The organism is Marinobacterium rhizophilum (assembly GCF_024397915.1).
Lineage (GTDB): Bacteria > Pseudomonadota > Gammaproteobacteria > Pseudomonadales > Balneatricaceae > Marinobacterium_A > Marinobacterium_A rhizophilum_A.
Genome location: NZ_CP073347.1, coordinates 4143095 through 4161541 on the forward strand (window position 1 = coordinate 4143095; position 18447 = coordinate 4161541).

Annotated in this window: 15 protein-coding genes; 3 read left to right on the forward strand and 12 right to left on the reverse strand. The window is 63.8% G+C overall.

Annotated features, from left to right (window positions below):
• The first annotated feature begins 8 nt into the window (after positions 1–8).
• From KDW95_RS18705 to KDW95_RS18715, 3 genes are all read left to right on the forward strand, one after another.
• Positions 9–1139, forward strand: a complete 1131-nt coding sequence (locus KDW95_RS18705; protein ID WP_255853295.1) for a murein hydrolase activator EnvC family protein — start codon at positions 9–11, stop codon at positions 1137–1139.
• Between the two features lie 62 nt (positions 1140–1201).
• Positions 1202–2548 carry a S41 family peptidase gene (locus KDW95_RS18710; RefSeq protein ID WP_255853296.1) on the forward strand — a complete coding sequence of 449 codons (1347 nt, stop codon included), beginning with the start codon at positions 1202–1204 and terminating at the stop codon, positions 2546–2548.
• Positions 2548–3387 carry a divergent polysaccharide deacetylase family protein gene (locus KDW95_RS18715; protein WP_255853297.1) on the forward strand — a complete coding sequence of 280 codons (840 nt, stop codon included), beginning with the start codon at positions 2548–2550 and terminating at the stop codon, positions 3385–3387. The genes KDW95_RS18710 and KDW95_RS18715 overlap by 1 nt, the downstream gene beginning before the upstream one ends.
• On the opposite strand, the gene astB is transcribed toward KDW95_RS18715, so the two are convergent.
• The 12 genes from astB to coaBC form a co-directional block, all read right to left on the reverse strand.
• On the reverse strand, positions 3384–4721 hold the full coding sequence (gene astB / locus KDW95_RS18720; protein WP_255853298.1) for an N-succinylarginine dihydrolase: 1338 nt from the start codon (positions 4719–4721) through the stop codon (positions 3384–3386). The two genes, KDW95_RS18715 and astB, sit on opposite strands and share 4 nt — an antisense overlap.
• Positions 4722–4750: 29 nt before the next feature.
• On the reverse strand, positions 4751–5986 hold the full coding sequence (locus tag KDW95_RS18725; protein ID WP_255853299.1) for a hydrolase: 1236 nt from the start codon (positions 5984–5986) through the stop codon (positions 4751–4753).
• A 54-nt stretch (positions 5987–6040) separates the two neighbouring features.
• Entirely contained in the window at positions 6041–7258 is a 1218-nt protein-coding gene (locus tag KDW95_RS18730) for an aspartate aminotransferase family protein (protein ID WP_255853300.1), read from the reverse strand.
• A gap of 18 nt (positions 7259–7276) precedes the next feature.
• On the reverse strand, positions 7277–12097 hold the full coding sequence (locus KDW95_RS18735) for an NAD-glutamate dehydrogenase (protein WP_255853301.1): 4821 nt from the start codon (positions 12095–12097) through the stop codon (positions 7277–7279).
• A 182-nt stretch (positions 12098–12279) separates the two neighbouring features.
• Positions 12280–13491 carry an MFS transporter gene (locus tag KDW95_RS18740; RefSeq protein ID WP_255853302.1) on the reverse strand — a complete coding sequence of 404 codons (1212 nt, stop codon included), beginning with the start codon at positions 13489–13491 and terminating at the stop codon, positions 12280–12282.
• 210 nt (positions 13492–13701) lie between these two features.
• Positions 13702–14502, reverse strand: coding sequence for a sulfite exporter TauE/SafE family protein (locus tag KDW95_RS18745; protein ID WP_255853303.1), 801 nt, complete (start codon positions 14500–14502; stop codon positions 13702–13704).
• Entirely contained in the window at positions 14499–14732 is a 234-nt protein-coding gene (locus KDW95_RS18750) for a hypothetical protein (RefSeq protein WP_304941562.1), read from the reverse strand. Before KDW95_RS18750 ends, KDW95_RS18745 begins: the two co-directional genes overlap by 4 nt.
• Positions 14729–14962, reverse strand: a complete 234-nt coding sequence (locus tag KDW95_RS18755; RefSeq protein ID WP_304941562.1) for a hypothetical protein — start codon at positions 14960–14962, stop codon at positions 14729–14731. Before KDW95_RS18755 ends, KDW95_RS18750 begins: the two co-directional genes overlap by 4 nt.
• Before the next feature lie 85 nt (positions 14963–15047).
• Positions 15048–15647, reverse strand: coding sequence for a nucleoid occlusion factor SlmA (slmA, locus tag KDW95_RS18760; RefSeq protein WP_255853304.1), 600 nt, complete (start codon positions 15645–15647; stop codon positions 15048–15050).
• Positions 15648–15736: 89 nt separating this feature from the next.
• Positions 15737–16639 (reverse strand): acetylglutamate kinase, encoded by a 903-nt coding sequence (argB, locus tag KDW95_RS18765; protein WP_255853305.1) that lies wholly within the window; start codon positions 16637–16639, stop codon positions 15737–15739.
• 81 nt (positions 16640–16720) lie between these two features.
• Positions 16721–17176 carry a dUTP diphosphatase gene (gene dut / locus KDW95_RS18770; RefSeq protein WP_255853306.1) on the reverse strand — a complete coding sequence of 152 codons (456 nt, stop codon included), beginning with the start codon at positions 17174–17176 and terminating at the stop codon, positions 16721–16723.
• Entirely contained in the window at positions 17173–18378 is a 1206-nt protein-coding gene (coaBC, locus tag KDW95_RS18775; protein WP_255853307.1) for a bifunctional phosphopantothenoylcysteine decarboxylase/phosphopantothenate--cysteine ligase CoaBC, read from the reverse strand. Before coaBC ends, dut begins: the two co-directional genes overlap by 4 nt.
• Between the last annotated feature and the right edge of the window lie 69 nt (positions 18379–18447).

The following is an 18447-nucleotide window of genomic DNA, read 5'->3' on the forward strand; positions in this document are numbered from 1 at the left end:
CCCATCCCATGACGCGCATACTATTGCTGTTGTTGCTGATCCTGCCGGGCAGCCTGCTGCTGGCAGCGGACAAACAGGCGACCGAGGCGCAGATTCAGCGCCTGCAAAAGGACATTGGTGCCCTGCAGGGCTCGATCAAGCAGCAGCAGGGCGAGCGCAAGACACTGCAGCAGAGCCTGCGCGACAGCGAAGCCGAGATCGGCCAGCTGGGCAACCAGCTGGCGGAACTGGAACGGCAGCTGGGCCAGCTCGGCAGCCGCGCCGGTGACCTGGAGCAGCGGCGCGACAGCCTGCGCGCATCCCTTGCAGCCAGCACTGATCAGCTTCAGCGCCAGCTGCGCAAGCAGTACCGCCTGGGTGGTCAGCCGCGCCTGCAGCTGCTACTCAATCAGCGCGATCCGGCACAGATCGATCGCATGCTGCATTACTTTGATCTCATCAATGCCGAGCTGGTGGCACAGCTGACCCTGTACCAGCAGCAGCTGGCGGCGCTGGAAAGCACCGAGTCGGCGCTGGATGATACCCAGGCCGAGCTGCTGGCAAGGCGCACCGAGCTTGAAAGCCGGCAGCAGCGCCTGGTGGTGGTGCGTGAAGAACGCAAGACCACCCTGGCCCGGCTTGCCAGCTCCATCGATTCCAAGCAGGACAAGCTCAAGGGGCTGGACGCCGATCGCAAGCAGCTGGAGTCGGTACTGGCGCAGATTGAAAAGGCGCTCAAGGCGGCCCAAATGGCCCGTCAGGCGCGTTCGTTGCCGGATCTCAAGGGCAAGCTGTCCTGGCCGGTGGACGGGCGCCTGGTGCGGGCCTTTGGCAATAACGACTCCGGTGTCAGCTACGATGGCCTGCTGATCGCCGCCCAGGCCGGGCGTGAAGTGCGTGCGGTACATCGTGGCCGGGTGGTATTCTCGGACTGGCTGCGTGGCTATGGTCTGTTGCTGATTATTGATCATGGTGGCGGCTACATGAGCCTGTATGGCCACAACCAGCGGCTGCTAAAGGAGCCGGGCGCCTGGGTCGATGCCGGGGACGCGGTGGCGACCGTGGGCAACAGTGGCGGCTATACTGAGCCCAGTCTGTATTTTGCGGTCCGTTTTAATGGCAAACCGACGGACCCGGCCCGCTGGCTGGCGGGGCGCTAGCGCCAGGGCCGCTTTATCGGGCCAAATGATCAATTGCGGTGTGACTGAATAAGGATGCTGTTATGAAGTTGTTGACACGTGCACCGGAGAGGCTGAACAGGATGTTCGGCGCCTTGTTGCTGTCTGTCTTTCTTGCGGTGCCGGTTTTCGCGGATGATTCATCGGAACTTGCGGATGATGCATCGGAACTGGGCAGTGAAGACATGCTGGCCGAGGCGGCCACCTTGCCGCTGGAGGAGTTGCGCCTGTTTGCCGAAGTTTTCGAGCGCATCAAGACGGCCTATGTCGAACCGGTGGATGATGCCGAGCTGCTGGAAGATGCCATTCGCGGCATGATCTCCGGTCTCGACCCCCATTCCGCCTACCTCGAACCCGACGCCTACCAGGACCTGCAGGAATACACCAGCGGCGAGTTCGGTGGCCTGGGGCTGGAGGTTGGGCTGCAGGATGGCTTTATCCGCGTGATTGCCCCCATCGATGACACACCGGCCCAGCGGGGCGGCGTCAAGGCGGGCGACCTGATCGTGAAGCTCGACGATACCCCGGTACAGGGGCTGTCGCTGAACGAGGCGGTGGCGCTGATGCGCGGCAAGCCGAACGAGCCCATCGTCCTGACGATTGTGCGTGAAGGCATTGAAAAACCCTTCGAGATCAAACTGCTGCGTGACCGCATCAAGGTTGCCAGCGTCAAGCACCGGGTGCTTGAATCCGGCTACGGCTACCTGCGGGTCTCGCAGTTCCAGGTCAATACGGGCACGGAGCTGGCCAAGGCCATCGGGTCACTGCAAAACAGCGGGCCGCTGCGTGGCCTGGTGCTGGACCTGCGCAATAACCCCGGCGGTGTGCTGCAGGCGGCGGTGGAGGTGAGTGATGCCTTTATCGACGAGGGCCTGATCGTGTACACCGAAGGCCGCCTGGCCAACTCCGAACTGCGCTTCAATGCCAGCGCCGCCACGGTGGCGCCCAAGGTGCCCATGGTGGTACTCATCAACGCAGGCTCAGCCTCGGCATCTGAAATCGTGGCCGGTGCCCTGCAGGATCACAAGCGCGGCCTGGTGCTGGGGACCGACAGTTTCGGCAAGGGGTCGGTACAGACGATTTTGCCGCTGACAGCGGAACGGGCGGTCAAGCTCACCACCGCACGCTATTTCACCCCCAGCGGCCGCTCCATCCAGGCCCAGGGTATCGTGCCGGACATCCGGGTGGAGGAAGCCGAAGTGCGGAACCTGGATAACGGTGGCCGGGTCAAGGAAAGCGACCTCAGCGGGCACCTGGAAAATGGCACTGGTGCCGCCAGGACGGCAACCGGCGCGAATGCCAAGCTGGTGGAACAGGATTTCCAGCTGTTTGAAGCGCTGAACCTGCTCAAGGCGCTGGTGATCCTGCAGCCCCCGCTCAAGCAGGGCTGATGCGCCGACGCCGGCTGCTTGCCAGTCTCGCGGCCCTGTCTGGCGCCGCGGCCTTGCCGGCCTTGCCGGCGTTGGCACGGGGGGCGGGTGCCGGCAGCATCGAGCAGCCGCGGCTGTTGCTGGTGATCGACGATGTCGGTCACAGCCTCAGCGCCGGACGCAATACCCTGGCCCTCCCCGGGCCCATCGACTGCGCCATTCTTCCCCACTCCACCCACGGCAGTACCCTGGCTCGGGAGGCGCACGCCCTCGGCAAGGGTGTCATGCTGCATGCGCCCATGGCCAACAGCCAGCAGCTGGCGCTGGGGCCCGGCGCCCTGACCCCCGATCTATCCAGGGCCGAGCTGCAGCGTGTGCTGCGGGCGGATCTTGATGCCATTCCCCATGTCGTGGGCGTGAACAACCACATGGGCAGCCTGCTGACGTCCAGCCGCCAGCCGATGGAGTGGGTGATGGAGGTATTGCTTGAACGCGGACTCTGGTTTGTCGATAGCCGCACCACCGCCGACACCCTGGCCTGGCAGGTGGCACGGGAGCGGGGCGTACCGGCCTTGATGCGCGATGTCTTTCTGGATCACGAACAGACGCCGGAGTTCGTGCATCGCCAGTTCCGCCGTGGCCTGCAGATCGCCCGGGAGTATGGTTCAGCCCTGCTGATCGGCCACCCTCACCGCGTGACGCTGGACTACCTGCACGCGGCGCTGCCGCTGCTGGACGAGCTGGGCATCCAGCGCCTGACGGTGTCGGCGTTCCTTGGCCAGCAGGCGGACTTTGCCCGCCTTGATGCCGATGACAGGCGGCTCATCAAGGTGCACCGGCGCCATTGGGGCACAGGCTAACGCTGGAACGGATACACCGAACCCAGTTGCAGAATGCGGGTCAGTTCATCCAGCGCGCTGCGGGATTCCTCTAGCAGCAGGGGGTCGGCCAGGTCCTCTTCTGCCAGCCGGTCGCGGTAGTGCGTATCCACCCAGGTATTGAGCATGGTGAACAGCGGCTCGTTCATCAGGGTGTTAGGGTTAACCGCGGACCGTTCGGCCGCGTTCAGTACCACGCGCAGGCGCAGGCAGGCGGGGCCGCCACCGTTGCTCATGCTCTGTTTCAGGTCAAAAATCTTCAATTCATCGATGCCACTGTCACGCTGGGCCAGCAGTGCCTGCAGGTATTGCCAGACCGGCGCGATGTTCCGGCTTTCCTGCGGTATGACCAGCAGGGTGCGGCCATCGGGCAGGGTCAGCAGCTGGCTGTTGAACAGGTAGGACTGCACCGCCTGCTGTACCGTGACGGCCTGGGTGGGCACTTCGATAACGCGGAAATCCCCCTGCATGGCCCGGTGCAGCTGCTGCTTGACGCCGGTCTGGTCCAGGAAGGCCTGCTCATGGCAGAACAGCAGGTTGCGGTTGCCGACGGCGATCACATCGTTGTGGAACACGCCCTGGTCGATCACCTCCGGATTTTGCTGCGCATAGACGACATGCGGGGTGCTGAGCCGGTGCTTGCGCACGATAGCCTGGGAGGCCTCGAAGGTGTGGCGTGCGGGAAACTTCCGGGGTGCCGGCTGCTGGCCGTCGAAGGCATGGCGTCCGAATACGAAAAACTCGATGCCGCGCTGGCCATAGTCGTGACAGAAGCGCGTATGGTTGGCCGCGCCTTCATCGCCAAAATGCTCGGCGCCGGGCAGGGCGCTATGGTGTCTGAAATGACGTTCATTGGCGAAGGTGGCCGCCAGAATGCGCCCGGTTGTCTCCTGTTCGATGGAGCGGTGGAACTTGTTGGTAAGGTTGGCCGGCGTGAAATGCACCCGGCTATCCTCGGTATCGGCACTGGGTGAGACCGTCGCGGCGTTGGCCGTCCACATGCTGGAGGCCGAACAGCAGGCCGCCAGGATGCGCGGAGCATGCTGTGCGGCCTGGCGCAGTACCTGGGCGTCGGACCCGCTGAATCCCAGCCGGCGCAGCGTATGCACATCGGGTCTTTCCTGGGGGGCAAGCACGCCCTGCACCAGCCCCAGGTCGTGCAGGGCCTTCATCTTCACCAGGCCCTGTTTGGCGGCGAGCCTGGGGTTGGAGGCCTGGGCCTGGTTCTGGCCCGAGGCGATATTGCCAAACGACAGGCCGCTGTAGTTGTGGGTCGGCCCGACCAGGCCATCAAAGTTGGCTTCGCAGGCGGTCATGGAATCCCTCCTTCTGTTGGGGCTGCGGTTCAGAGCCGCGTCCAGTGTTCGTCGAGCGCACCCTCGGCCAGCTGCAGCAGGATCAGGGTGCTGAGCTTGGCGCGCTCGCCCAGGCTGGAGATCAGCATGTATTCTTCGCTGCTGTGGATCTTGCCGCCCTGCACGCCCAGGGTATCGATGTTTGGCACGCCGGCCGCCGCGAGGTTGTTGCCGTCACAGCAGCCCCCGGTGGGTTTCCAGTCCAGTGACATGCCCAGCTGTTCGCCGCAGTCGCGGGCCAGTTCGAACAGCGCGGTATTGGCCCGGGACAGCGGTTTGGGCTTGCGACCGAAGCCACCGTGCAGCTGCAGGCTCAGGCCATCACGGGCGTTGATGCCGGCGCCCAGGCGTTCCAGCTGTGCCAGGCACCAGGCCTCATCGTCGGCTTTTTCGAGGCGGATATTGAAGCGACACATGGCCTGGTCGGGCACCACGTTCACGGCGCCGCCGCCATGAATGAAGCCGGGGTTGATGGTCACGCCTTCGCGCTTGCCGTTCAGGTCATCCAGGTCACTGACGAAGTCGCACAGGGCGCGCACGGCATTGCGCCCCAGCTGATGCTCACGCCCGGCATGGGCGGCGCGTCCCTGGACGGTCACGCTGAAGTTGCCGCTGCCCTTGCGGGCGCCCGCCAGGCTGCCGTCCGGCATGCAGGGTTCGTAGATCAGGCCCAGATGGCAGCGACTGGCGGCAGCACTGATCAGCGCGGCGGAGCCGGGTGAGCCGATCTCCTCGTCCGGATTGAACAGGATTTCCCAGCCAATCCTTGCGGCGAAGGGACTGCGCTCCAGCGCTTCGATAGCCCTGAGCATGACCGCCAGCCCGCCCTTCAGGTCGGCCACGCCGGGGCCGTTGAGGGTGTTGTCATCGAGCTTGCGCACGGACTGAAACGCATGATCCGCCGCGAACACCGTATCCATGTGGCCACAGAAGAAAACCTGCAGTGGCGCCTCGGGGCGTTTGCGAACACGCAGGGCATCGCCAAGGGCAAACTGGCGCTGTTCGCCCGTTTCGGTGATGACCGAGAAGGGCGCCACCGGCACGACCTCCATGTCGCCGCCGAGCACGCTGCAGTAACGCTGCAAGGTTTCCCGTACCAGGTTCACGCCGGTGGCATTAAGGCTGCCCGAGTTGATCGCTGCCAGTTCGAGGGTCTGGGCCAGCATGGCGTCTTGCTGGCTGTCGAGCCAGTCGAGCCAGGGGCGGTAGGCGGGGTTCGGTGTCATGATGATTCCCCCTGCAAAAAGGGCAGCCTTGAAGGGCTGCCCTGGATGTCATTGCTACTGTTTGGCCAGCACCTGCTCGATGGCCGTTTCCAGCTTTGTCATGGCGGCGCCGATGTCCTCGTCGGGAATAATCAGCGAGGGCGTGAAGCGCAGCACATTGGGGCCGGCCATCAGGATGAGTAGGCCCTGTTCGCGGGCGGCGGCGAGAAACTCGCCGGCCTTGCCATGCCACTGGTCGACCAGTTCGGCACCGATCAGGAGGCCTGCGCCGCGGACCTGCTTGAAGATCCCCAGCCTGTCGCCGATGCGCTGCAGCGCGTCTTTGAAGAGCGCGTGCTTGCGCTTTACATCGGCCAGCAGCGCGGGATCGCTGACAATGTCCAGTACCTTACCGGCAACCGCACAGCCCAGCGGGTTGCCGCCAAAGGTGCTGCCGTGGGCACCAAAGCCAAAGCTCTCGGCGATTCTGGCGGTGGTCAGCATGGCGCCGATCGGGAAGCCGCCGCCCAGCCCCTTGGCACTGGTGAGAATGTCCGGCGTTACGCCCATGTCCATATAGGCGAACAGGTTGCCGGTGCGGCCAACGCCGGTCTGTATTTCATCGTAAATCAGCAGGGCCTTGTGCTCGTCGCACAGGGCACGTACCGCCTGGGCAAACTCCGCGGTGGCCGGGATGATGCCGCCCTCGCCGAGAATGGGTTCCATGACCACGGCGCAGGTGCGCTCGGAAATCACCGCCCGCAGAGCCTCCAGGTCGTTGTAGGGCACATGGGTAATGCCGCCGGGGGCCGGTTCAAAGCCCTGGCGGTATTTGGGCTGGCCACCAACGCTGACGGTAAACAGGGTGCGGCCGTGGAAGGACTGTTCGAAGGCGATAATTTCGTGCTTCTGCGGGCCGACATGGTCATAGGCGTATTTGCGCGCCAGCTTGAAGGCGGCCTCGTTGGCTTCGGCGCCGGAGTTGGCGAAGAAAACCCGCTCGGCTAAGGTCTGCTGTGTCAGCTTTTGGGCCAGTGTCAGTGCCGGCTCGTTGGTGTAGACGTTGCTCAGGTGCCAGAGGCTGTCGGCCTGGTCTTTCAGGGTCTGCACCAGCTCCGGGTGGCAGTGCCCCAGCAGGTTGACCGCAATGCCGCCGGCCAGGTCTATATAGTCGCGGCCTTCCTGGTCCCACAGGTGCGAGCCTTTGCCACGCACCGGCACTATGGCCTGGGGCGCGTAGTTGGGCACCATGACGTCATCAAAGGTTTGCCGGTTGACCGGGTTATTGCTCATGTCTGTCCTCGTATTCCATTAAATGTTGCGCAGGTTGCTCAGTTCCCGCACGACGACGGACAGCATGGGCAGGTCCGGTGTGTCGCTGCTGCGTATTTCACTAAACAGCTGCTGCAGGTGTTGCAGGATGGGCCCGCTCTGGGTCTGCCAGCTTTGCAGGCGCTGATCCAGATCATCGCAGTTTTTGATGCCGCTGAGTACTGCCGCGCACGCCTGAAATAGGGCACCATCGACTTCCAGCGACAGGGCACGGCGCGCCTTGCGCTGCCAGAGGTCGCGTTCCGGCAGCGCGAGGATCATTTTGCGCAGCGGACTCAGTTCCAGGTGTTGCTCCAGGGTGAAGTAGACACGACTGGCGGTCTTGCTGTCCTGGTCGCTTTTGAGGCACAGCGCCACGATTTCCAGCCCGCGGGACAGGTTGGACAGGCCCGCCAGGCGCAGGGCCAGGGCGGCGGGCAGTCCTGCGTCCTGCAGGGCCTGGCTGTCCTGCTGCAGGCGCGCCTGCTCCGTGCTGTCGAGGTAGGGCACCAGGACGGTACTGGCTTCGGTGACGCTACTGCCGTAGCGGGTCAGCAGGTCGGCGATATCCAGCCTGTTGCCATGGGTGCGCAGCAGCCAGAGGCTGGTGCGTTCGAGCAGCGAATGGATGCGCAGCAGCTGGCGGCGGAACAGGCTGTCGTCCAGCTGGTATTCAAAGCATTCGAGCTCGCGCCAGATGGCAGGCATATCCAGCAGCTGATGGGCGACCACCCAGGCGCGCAAGGCATCCAGCGCACTGCAGTGGGCTTCGCCCTGCAGGTAGCTGACCAGCGTCGAGCCCATGCGGTTGCAGATCAGGTTGGTACTGTGGGTGGCGGTCAGCTGGGCATGCAGCGGGTGCTGCGCCAGGGCGTCACCAAAGCGCTGCTGAATCGCGGGCGGGAAGTAGTTGTGCAACTCCCTGGCGAGCCAGGCATCCTCGCCGATACCGTCTTCGATCAGCTGGTCACACAGCCACAGTTTGCTGTAGGACAGCAACACGGCAATTTCGGGCCTTGTCAGCCCCTGACCGTTACGGGCGAGCTCATCCAGTTGCTCGTCGCTTGGCAGGTACTCCAGCTTGCGATTGAGGCGGCCGGCCTTTTCCAGCAGCTGGATCAGGCGCCGGTGGTCGTTGATGCGCTTTGGCGCCACCTGGTTGGCGGCGCTGAGAATCTGGCACTGGCCGTAGCTGTGACGCAGCACCAGGCGGGCGATGTCCTCGGTCATGCTTTCGAGCAGCGGGTTGCGCTCGTCCGCGCCGAGCGTTCCGGCGAGTACCTGCTGGTCGAGCAGGATCTTGAGGTTGACCTCGTGGTCGGACGAGTCGACTCCACCGGCATTGTCGATGGCATCGGTGTTGATCAGGCCGCCCTGGCGCGCGAACTCGATGCGGGCCCGCTGGGTCAGGCCCAGGTTGCCGCCCTCGCCGATCACCTTGACCCGCAGTTCATTGGCATCGACGCGCAGGTTGTCGTTGTTGCGATCCCCCACCTGCTCGTGGGTTTCGCCGCTGGCCTTGATATAGGTGCCAATGCCACCATTCCACAGCAGGTCCAGCGGCGCCTTGAGAAGGACCCGGATCAGTTCGTTGGGGGTAAAGCGGGTCTGTTCGGTGCCAAGGGCTGCCTGGGCTTCGGGGCTGAGGTCGATATGCTTGGCACTGCGCTTGTAGAGCCCGCCACCGGCCGAAACCAGGCTCTGGTCATAGTCGGACCAGCTGGAGCCTGGCAGCTCGAACAGGCGCTTGCGCTCCGGCCAGCTGGCATCGGCGTTGGGTGTCGGGTCGATAAATATATGCTGGTGGTTGAAGGCGGCCACCAGGCAGATATGGCGCGACAGCAGCATACCGTTACCGAAGACATCTCCGGCCATGTCGCCGATGCCGACGACGCTGAAATCCTCGCTCTGGCAGTTGCGGTTCTGCTCGCGGAACAGGCGCTTGACCGATTCCCAGCCACCCCGGGCGGTGATGCCCATCTTCTTGTGGTCATAGCCATTGCTGCCCCCGGATGCAAAGGCATCGCCGAGCCAGAAACCGTATTCGGCGCTGATGCGGTTGGCGATATCGGAGAAGGTGGCGGTGCCCTTGTCGGCGGCAACCACCAGGTAGGGGTCCGGGCCGTCGTGGCAGACAACGCTGTCCGGCGAGACGATATCATCGCCGACGCGGTTGTCGGTGATGTCGAGCAGACCGCGAATAAAGGTCTCGTAGCAGCGGACCACCTCGGCCTGGATGGCGTTGCGATCGCCTCCGGGCGGCAACTGCTTGGGGACGAAGCCGCCCTTGGCGCCGACCGGCACGATCACCGAGTTCTTGACCATCTGGGCTTTTACCAGTCCCAGTACTTCGGTACGGAAATCCTCGCGCCGATCCGACCAGCGCAGGCCGCCGCGGGCGATGGGACCGGCGCGCAGGTGTACCCCTTCAACCCAGGGGGCGTAGACGAAAATCTCGAAGGCCGGGCGCGGTTCCGGGGCGAAGCTCAGGGCGCGGGTATTGAGCTTGAAAGACAGGTAGCCCTTTTCCCGCTCGTCGTCGGCCTGGTAGTAGTTGGTACGCAGCATGGCATTCACGACGCCCAGGTAATGGCGCAGGATGCGGTCTTCATCGAGATTCTCGACGTTCTCCAGTGCCGCCAGGATATCGGCGCCAACGAGCTGCCCCAGTGCCTGGCTGCTGGGCGGCGCTTCGGGGTCGAAGCGGGCCTGGAACAGGGCCAGCAGCTGCAGGCAGATATCCGGATTGCGGCACAGCGCCTGCTCGATATAGTGCTGGCTAAACGGCAGTCCCAGTTGCAGCAGGTACTTGCACAGCGCGCGCAGCAGCGTGACCTGGTGGTAGGAGATGCCGGCCCCCAGAATCAGCTGGTTGAAGCGGTCATCCTCCAGTTCGCCGTAATAGGTGCGGATAAAACTCTGCTGGAACTGCTCGCGCAGACTGGCGTTGCCAAGGTCGAATTCGGTCTCGCTGTCCAGGCGAAAGTCGATGATCCAGAAGGCCTGATCGGCCTCGCCGCCAATGACGTAGGGCGTTGCATCCAGTACCCGGACACCGAGATGCTCCAGAATCGGCAGTACATCGGACAGCGCCAGGCTGTGGCCGCGCCCCAGGACCTTGAAGCGCACGGGTCCCGTATCAAGGCGGTACAGCTGGGTGGTGAGGGCGGCCTGCAGGGCGTTGAGCTCGCGGATGTCCGCCACCGCCGTGCGAGGGCTGTGGTTTTCGCGGTAGGCGGCGGGGAACAGGGGACCGAAGCGCTCGAACAGGCGATTGGCTTCGGCTTCATCGAAGGCGTCCTGCAGGGCCTGGTGCAGCTTGTCCTGCCAGCTCTGGATGGCATCGGCGATCAGGCCGCGCAGCTGCGCGAGGCTGTATTCCTGGCGATGGGCCTGCTTGCAGTGAATGCTGAACTGGATCATGGCCAGCGGCTGCTCGCTCAGGCGCACGCTGTATTCGGCACTGTGGCCCTGCAGTTGTCGCAGCAGTATGTCCTGTACGCGGATGCGCACGTTAGTGGTGTACTGGTCTCGCGGCACCAGCATCATGACATTGATAAAGCGGCCATAGCTGTCGGGACGCAGGAAGACGCCAAAACGACGCTGCTCGACGCACTCCAGCATGCCATGGATGGTGTCGTGCAGCTGGTCGTAACTGGCCTGCAGCAGCTCGTCCCGCGGGTAGCCATAGATGATATGGCGCAGTGCCTTGTAGCCGTGGGTGTCGTCCGGCATGCCCGAAGCATCCAGCAGGCGTTGCACATGCTGGCGGATGCGCGGGATCTGGGTAATGGGAGTGTCGTAAGCCTTGCTGGAATAGAGGCCGAAAAAACGCCACTCACCGATCACTTCGCCCGTCGGGGTGGTTTTCTTGACGCCAATGTAATCGAAGTGGGCCTGTTGCTGCACAGTGGAGCGGGTGGACGATTTGGTCAGCACCAGCACCTGGGGGGCTTCGAGCTGTCGGCTGAAATGGTCGTCCAGCTCCAGGGTGCGCTGGGCATCGGAGACGGGGTCGCGGAAGCAGCCCAGGCCGCTGCCTTCTTCATACGTCAGTCGGTAGCGCTTGCCCGCGATGGACTCGACCCGGTAGAAGCGAAAGCCGACAAACAGGAAGTTGCCGCTGGCCATCCAGCGCAGCAGTGCCACGGCCTCCTGGTTGTCCTCGCACCGGTTGCAGACCTCACTTTGCTCGCACCAGCTCGCGGCTTCCTCGACCCGCGCCAACAGGGGCTTCCAGTCTTCCACCGTATAGCGCACATCGAGCAGAACCTGTTGCAGGCGCGATTCAATATGCGCCAGGACTTCGGCGCTGGTCTGGCGGTCGATCTCAAAACGCACCAGGGTTTCGATGCACTGGCCGGCCGGAACGGGACCGCCGCTGTTCTCGCAATACTGCAGCAGCCGGCCCTGGTCGTCCCGTTCGGCACGGTAAATCGGGTAGACCTGGCGGTGAATGCCCAGGCCCTGACGCGCGAGCTCCGTGGCGCAGCTGGCGACGATAAAGGGCATGTCGTCCATCACGATTTCAATAATGCTGTGGGAACTGTGCCAATGGTTGCGCTGCGGATCCGGGTTATAGGCCCGCACCAGGGTTTGTTGCGGGTCGCGCCGCTGCAGGCTGTGCCAGATATCGAGCAGGGCGCCGTAGCGATCCTGTGCTGTCATGCCGGGGTCGCTGGTGGCACTGTCGGCCTGCGGGTGGAAAACATGGTTGCACAGGCGCTGCAGCTGGGTGGCCTCGGTGCCGGTATGGTGGGCGCTGATCAGGGCCTGCAGGTCGGCTTCGATAGGGCTGGGGTGTGCGGAGTTCAGATCCATGGCTCTCGGCTTTGTTATCCAGTGGGCCCGCTAAGTATCAGTCAGGATTGCCGACTTCGACAGTCGAGGCCACCGATAAGCCCGGGCAAGGGTCTGCACCGGGTGCAACCGGACCTGCGGCGGAGGCAGGTCCGGTGGGGTAAACCGGGAGTTCGGGTGCGGCAAGGCGTGGATGCTGGTGCTTAGATCGGGGCGCGGCGCGCACTGTCGGCGCTGACAAACCCGGGCCGGCCGGCGTACCAGCCACAGCCCAGCTGTATCAGCTGCAGCAGCACAAGCAGCTGCAGGGCCAGGCTCCAGTTGCCCATCTGGTCATTGATCAGCCCCAGGGTCATGGGGCCGAAGGCGGCGAGCAGGTAGCCGATGGACTGCGCCATGGCGGACAGGCTGGTCGCTTCAACATGGCTTTGGGTGCGCAGGCCAAAGAGCGCCAGCGCAAAGCTCAGGGAGGCCGAGCCACTGAGCCCCAGCAAGGCGGCCCACAGAATGGGGGATGCCGTGGGTGCCAGCCAGAGGCCACACAGGCCCGCGCCGCCGAGCAGGAATACCGCCAGGGCCAGCGGGCGCTGGTCTTTCATGCGGGCGGCGATCATGGGGGTCAGCAGGTTGGCAGGGATGCCGGCCAGGCTGATCATGGAGGTAGCAAAGCCGGCAGCTTCGTCTGCCAGGCCTGCATCCATCAGGATCTTGGGCAGCCAGGTGGCGATGGAGTAAAAGAAAAAGGACTGTAGGCCCATGAAAACAGTCAGGGCCCAGGCTGTTGGGTCGCGCCAGAGCGTGACCCGTGTGCTGGGTCCTGGCGCCTCCTGGGTGCGTACCCGCAGCATGTACAGCCACAGCGGCAGGCACAGCAGCGGCAATAGAGCCCAGAACAGCAAGGGCGCCTGCCAGGCGTCGAAGGCGTCGCGCAGCGGTATGGCCAGGTAAACCCCGAAACCGGCCCCGAGGCTCAGGGCGACCGAGTAGAGCCCGGTCATCAGGCCAATCTGGCGCGGGAAATAGCCCTTTACCAGCCCCGGAATCAGCACATTGAGCAAGGCAATGGCACTGCCCAGCAACAGGGTGCCCGTGAGTACCAGGCTGAGCAGGCTGGTGGTGCGCAGCCCGGCCCCTGCGGCGATCAGCAGCAAGGCGATGATCACCAGTAGCGGTGCACGAATACGCCGGGCCAGGGCCGGTACGCAGATGGAAACCAGGCCGAAGCAGATCAGCGGCAGGGTCGTCAGCAGGCTGAATTCGCTGGCGGACAACGCCAGGCTGGCCCGAATGTCGGCCACCAGGGGGCCGACGACGACCAGGCCGCCACGCAGGTTACCGGCGGCCAGCAGCAGCGCCAGGGTGGCGATAAAAAATGGCCACCTGCGTCCGTCAAACGGGCCTTTGAGTACTGTCATCCATGTCTCCGGGGGAAATATCGAACGCTGCTCGAGCAAGGGCCCCGCCAGGGAGTCGATGGCGCTTGGCGGTTTCGAGGCACCGGGGAAAACCGCAATTGTGCCATTTTGGTGCAGGCCGATACAGGGTAAAAATCGAACAGTCTGTTGTACTTTTACGCGTTTTGCGTTGGTGGGGCCGGCTCCGTGCAGGGGCTGGATACGGCATGGCTAGCGGCTGTGCGGGACCAGTTGCAGCAGCGTCAGTGCATCGGCGGTCAGCTTGATGCCCACCAGGATGGTCAGGGTCTCGAAGGCGCGCTTCACCAGCTTGTTGCCCCGGGCGATGGACAGGTGAGCCCCCAAGTAGGCGCCGATCAGTGCGCCGAGCAGCAGTGCCGACAGCCAGGGCCACTGGGGCGCCTGCTGCAGGCTGATCGTAAGTGCCCCCATGCCGTTCCAGAACAGCCCGACCAGCACCAGCACGTAGCTGACGGCGCGCTGGTAGTCGAAACCGAACCAGCGCACCAGCCAGAGGGTGACGAACAGGCCTGTACCGGAGGTCAGGGAGCCGTTGAGGATACCGATCAGCAGCAGGCCGATGCCGCCGATAACAAGCCCGCGACGGTCCCGATTGCGGGGTGCGAATGTCATCCCCAGCTGCTTCTTGCAGCTTGAATAGATACCCAATGCACAGGTGAGCAGGCCGAGTGCGAGCAGGGTCCAGGCTTCCGGCAGCTTGAGAACGCTCCAGGCGCCGAGCACCACCCCGGGCAGGCCGCAGGCCAGAATATAGCCGCAGAAACGCGGATCCAGGTGACCTTCACGCAGGTGGCGCAGGGTTGCGCCCAGCCCCAGGGCCACACTGGCAATTTTATGGGTTGCCAGTGCCACGCTGAAGCTCAGTCCCAGAAACAGCAGGACCGGCAGTTGCAGCAGGCCGGCTCCGCCACCGGCAAGGGCGGAGAGACCGTTGGCCAGCAAGGACAGCACGAAGAGGCCTAAATGCTCGAGCAGCAGTTCGGGCGTCATGGTCGCGGCTGTTTCAGTTGGTAGGGCGAAACTGACTGAGAATCCAGTGCTTCCACAGGTCTGTTCCAGTTTTCGTGAGTTGCCAGTGCCACGCTGAAGCTCAGTCCCAGAAACAGCAGGACCGGCAGTTGCAGCAGGCCGGCTCCGCCACCGGCAAGGGCGGAGAGACCGTTGGCCAGCAAGGACAGCACGAAGAGGCCTAAATGCTCGAGCAGCAGTTCGGGCGTCATGGTCGCGGCTGTTTCAGTTGGTAGGGCGAAACTGACTGAGAATCCAGTGCTTCCACAGGTCTGTTCCAGTTTTCGTGAGTTGCCAGTGCCACGCTGAAGCTCAGTCCCAGAAACAGCAGGACCGGCAGTTGCAGCAGGCCGGCTCCGCCACCGGCAAGGGCGGAGAGACCGTTGGCCAGCAAGGACAGCACGAAGAGGCCTAAATGCTCGAGCAGCAGTTCGGGCGTCATGGTCGCGGCTGTTTCAGGTGGCGGGACGGGACAGGACCCAGAACTGCCGCTGGTCTGTCCCGGTTCCCGTGAGTCGCCAGGCTGTTCAAGCCGCCGGTCGGAACAGACCGGTGGCCAGGCGCGGCCACTGATCGGGCCAGAGTTCGGTCGGGCGCTGGCGGAATTCGCTGCGCACGAACTGGCGAATGCGCCCCTCGATGGTGGCCAGCATCAGGTTTGCGGTGGCGCCCGCGGTGGTGTGGGTGCGCAGGCCCTCACGAATCTCGGCTTCGCGCAGGATCTGGCGCAGCTGGGTTTCGAGGCGCTCGAACACCTGGTGCACGCGGGCGCGCAGGCGGTCGGTTTCACCGGCCAGGGCATCGCCGGTGAGAATGCGGGCCATGCCGGGGTTGCGCTCCACGAAAGCCAGCACCAGGGTGAGTATCTGTTCACACTGGCGGATGGCGCCGTGGTCGGAGTCCAGGATCAGGGTCACGCGGGAAAACAGGGTGTCTTCGATAAAGCTGATCAGGCCCTCGAACATGCGCGCCTTGCTGGGAAAATGCCGGTACAGGGCGGCTTCGGAGACACCGACCTCCCGCGCCAGGGACGCGGTGGTGATGCGCTGGCCCGGGTTGTTTTCAAGCATCTGTGCCAGCGCCTGCAGTATCTGTTCGCTGCGCGAAACCTTGGTTTGCTCGCTCATGCAAAGTCCTTTGAAGCGTGCGGTTGGGAATCGGCAGCGCCCGCTGCTCTATCGGTGGGGCGCTGCAGTAACGCGGTGACCGGCTGCCCCTAGAGGGTGCGGTTGGTGATCAGGGTGCCGACACCTTCGTCGGTGAAAATTTCCAGCATGCAGGAGTGCTCCACCCGGCCATCGATAATGTGGGCACTGTTGACGCCGTTTTTCACCGCGCTCAGGGCGCAGTCGATCTTGGGCAGCATGCCGCCATAGATGGTACCGTCCTCGATCAGGGCGTCGACCTGGCGGGTAGACAGGCCGGTCAGCAACTTGCCGTCCTTGTCGAGCAGTCCGGCAATGTTGGTCAGCAGCACCAGCTTCTCGGCCTGCAGCACTTCGGCGATCTTGCCGGCCACAAGATCGGCGTTGATGTTGTAGGACATGCCGTCTTCGTCGACACCGATCGGTGCGATTACCGGAATGAAGTCGGAGTTGACCAGCATGTCGAGGACCTTGACGTTGACCTTCTCGACTTCACCGACATGGCCAATATCGAGGATTTCGGGGGCCAGCATCTCGGGGGTCTTGTGCTTGACGCGCAGTTTGCGGGCTCTCAGCAGCTGGCCATCCTTGCCGGTCAGGCCAATGGCCTTGCCGCCGTTGCTGTTGATCAGGCCAACGATCTGCTTGTTGACCATACCGCCGAGCACCATTTCGACCACGTCCATGGTTTTGGAGTCGGTGACACGCATGCCATTGATGAAATGGGACTCGATATTGAGCTTTTCCAGCAGGTCGCCGATCTGCGGGCCGCCACCATGCACGACGATGGGGTTCAGGCCGATCAGCTTGAGCATGACGATATCGCGGGCGAAGCTGTTCTGCAGCTTCTCGTCGATCATGGCGTTGCCGCCGTACTTGACGACCAGGGTCTTGCCGACGAATCGCTGGATGTAGGGCATCGCTTCACTGAGCACCTGGGCGGTGTTCATGGCTTCGTTGCGTGTCAGGGCCATTGCGGTATCACTCCTTTGTGCAAAGTAATTGAACAGGCCGCCGGGGTGCTTCGGGCGGCCTGTTGAGCGGGCGCTTGTGAATCAGTGGCGGCCGGATGAGCCGAAGCCGCCGTCTGCCCGCTCGGAGGCGTGGAACTCATCCACCACCTCGAAGTCCGCCTGGACGACCGGCACCAGCACCAGCTGGGCGATACGCTCGCCGGGCTCGACCACGAAGGTGGTCTGGCCACGGTTCCAGCAGGACACGAACAGCTGGCCCTGGTAGTCGGAATCGATCAGGCCGACCAGGTTGCCGAGCACGATGCCGTGCTTGTGGCCCAGGCCTGAGCGCGGCAGGATCATGGCGCAGAGTGACGGGTCTTCGATATAGATCGACAGGCCGGTGGGCAGCAGTTCGGTCTGACCGGGTTCCAGCGTGACAGGTGCGTCCAGGCAGGCACGCAGATCCAGGCCTGCAGAGCCGGCGGTGGCATAGGCGGGCAGCGGAAAGTCGCTGCCGATGCGGGAATCGAGAATCTTTACTTGCAGTTTTTTCATTGGGCTCGGTTATACAGGTCGGCAATTTGACGAATCAGCTGGCTGGCCAGCTGGCGTTTCGAGGTTTGGGGCAGCGGCAGTACGGAGTCGCGGCTGATCAGGGTCACGGCATTGTCGTCGCTGTTAAAGCCGATGCCGGGCTGGGAGACATCGTTGGCGACGATCAGGTCCAGGTTCTTGCGCTCCAGCTTGCTGCGGGCATAGGTCTGCAGGTCCTGGGTCTCGGCGGCAAAACCCACGGTAAAGGGTTTGTTGGGCAGGGCTGCGACGCTGGCGACGATATCCGGGTTCTTCACCAGACGCAGTTCCATGACCTCTTCGGCGCCTTTCTTTATCTTGTGTTCGGATACCGCGACGGGGCGGTAATCGGCCACGGCGGCAGCGGCGATAAAGATATCGCAGGACTCGATGCCCTTCATGGAGGCCGCCAGCATGTCATCGGCGCTCTGGACCGCGACGACGTCCATGCGCGGGGGGGCGGCCAGGTTCACCGGTCCGCTGATCAGCCTGACCCGCGCGCCGGCATCCACCGCCGCCTGGGCGAGGGCATAGCCCATCTTGCCGGAGCTGTGGTTGGAGATGTAGCGCACCGGATCGAGTGCTTCGCGGGTCGGGCCTGCGGTAATAAAGACGGTCTTGCCGGCCAGGGCGCCGGTATCGAATTGTTCGGCGGCAAGTTGCGCCAGTTCGCCGGGTTCCAGCATGCGCCCAAGGCCTGTGTCACCGCAGGCCTGCTCGCCGCTGCCGGGACCAAAGATACCGATGCCGTTGGCACGCAGGCGGGCGATATTGTCCTGGGTGTGGCGGTTGCGCCACATGGCCTGGTTCATCGCCGGTGCCACACAGATCGGTGCGTCCGTGGCCAGGCAGAGGGTGCTGAGCAGGTCATTGCCCTGGCCATCGGCCAGGCGGGCGATAAAGTCGGCACTGGCCGGTGCGATCAGGATCAGGTCCGCCCATCTGGCCAGCTCGATATGCCCCATGCCGGCTTCGGCTTCCGGGTCCAGCAGGTGCTGGTGGACCCCGTGGCCGGACAGCGCCTGCAGTGTCAGTGGGGTGATGAACTCGGTCGCCGCAGCTGTCATGACAACGCGTACATCGGCGCCGGCTTTCTTGAGCAGGCGGGTGAGTTCGGCACTTTTATAGGCGGCAATGCCGCCGGTAATGCCCAGAATGATCTGTCTGTTAGTAAGTCGTTGCATACCCGCAGCCGCTGTGTTGCCGTCGCCAGAAAAAGAGCGCCTAAGATATCACTTCAGCGCCGTTTTGCG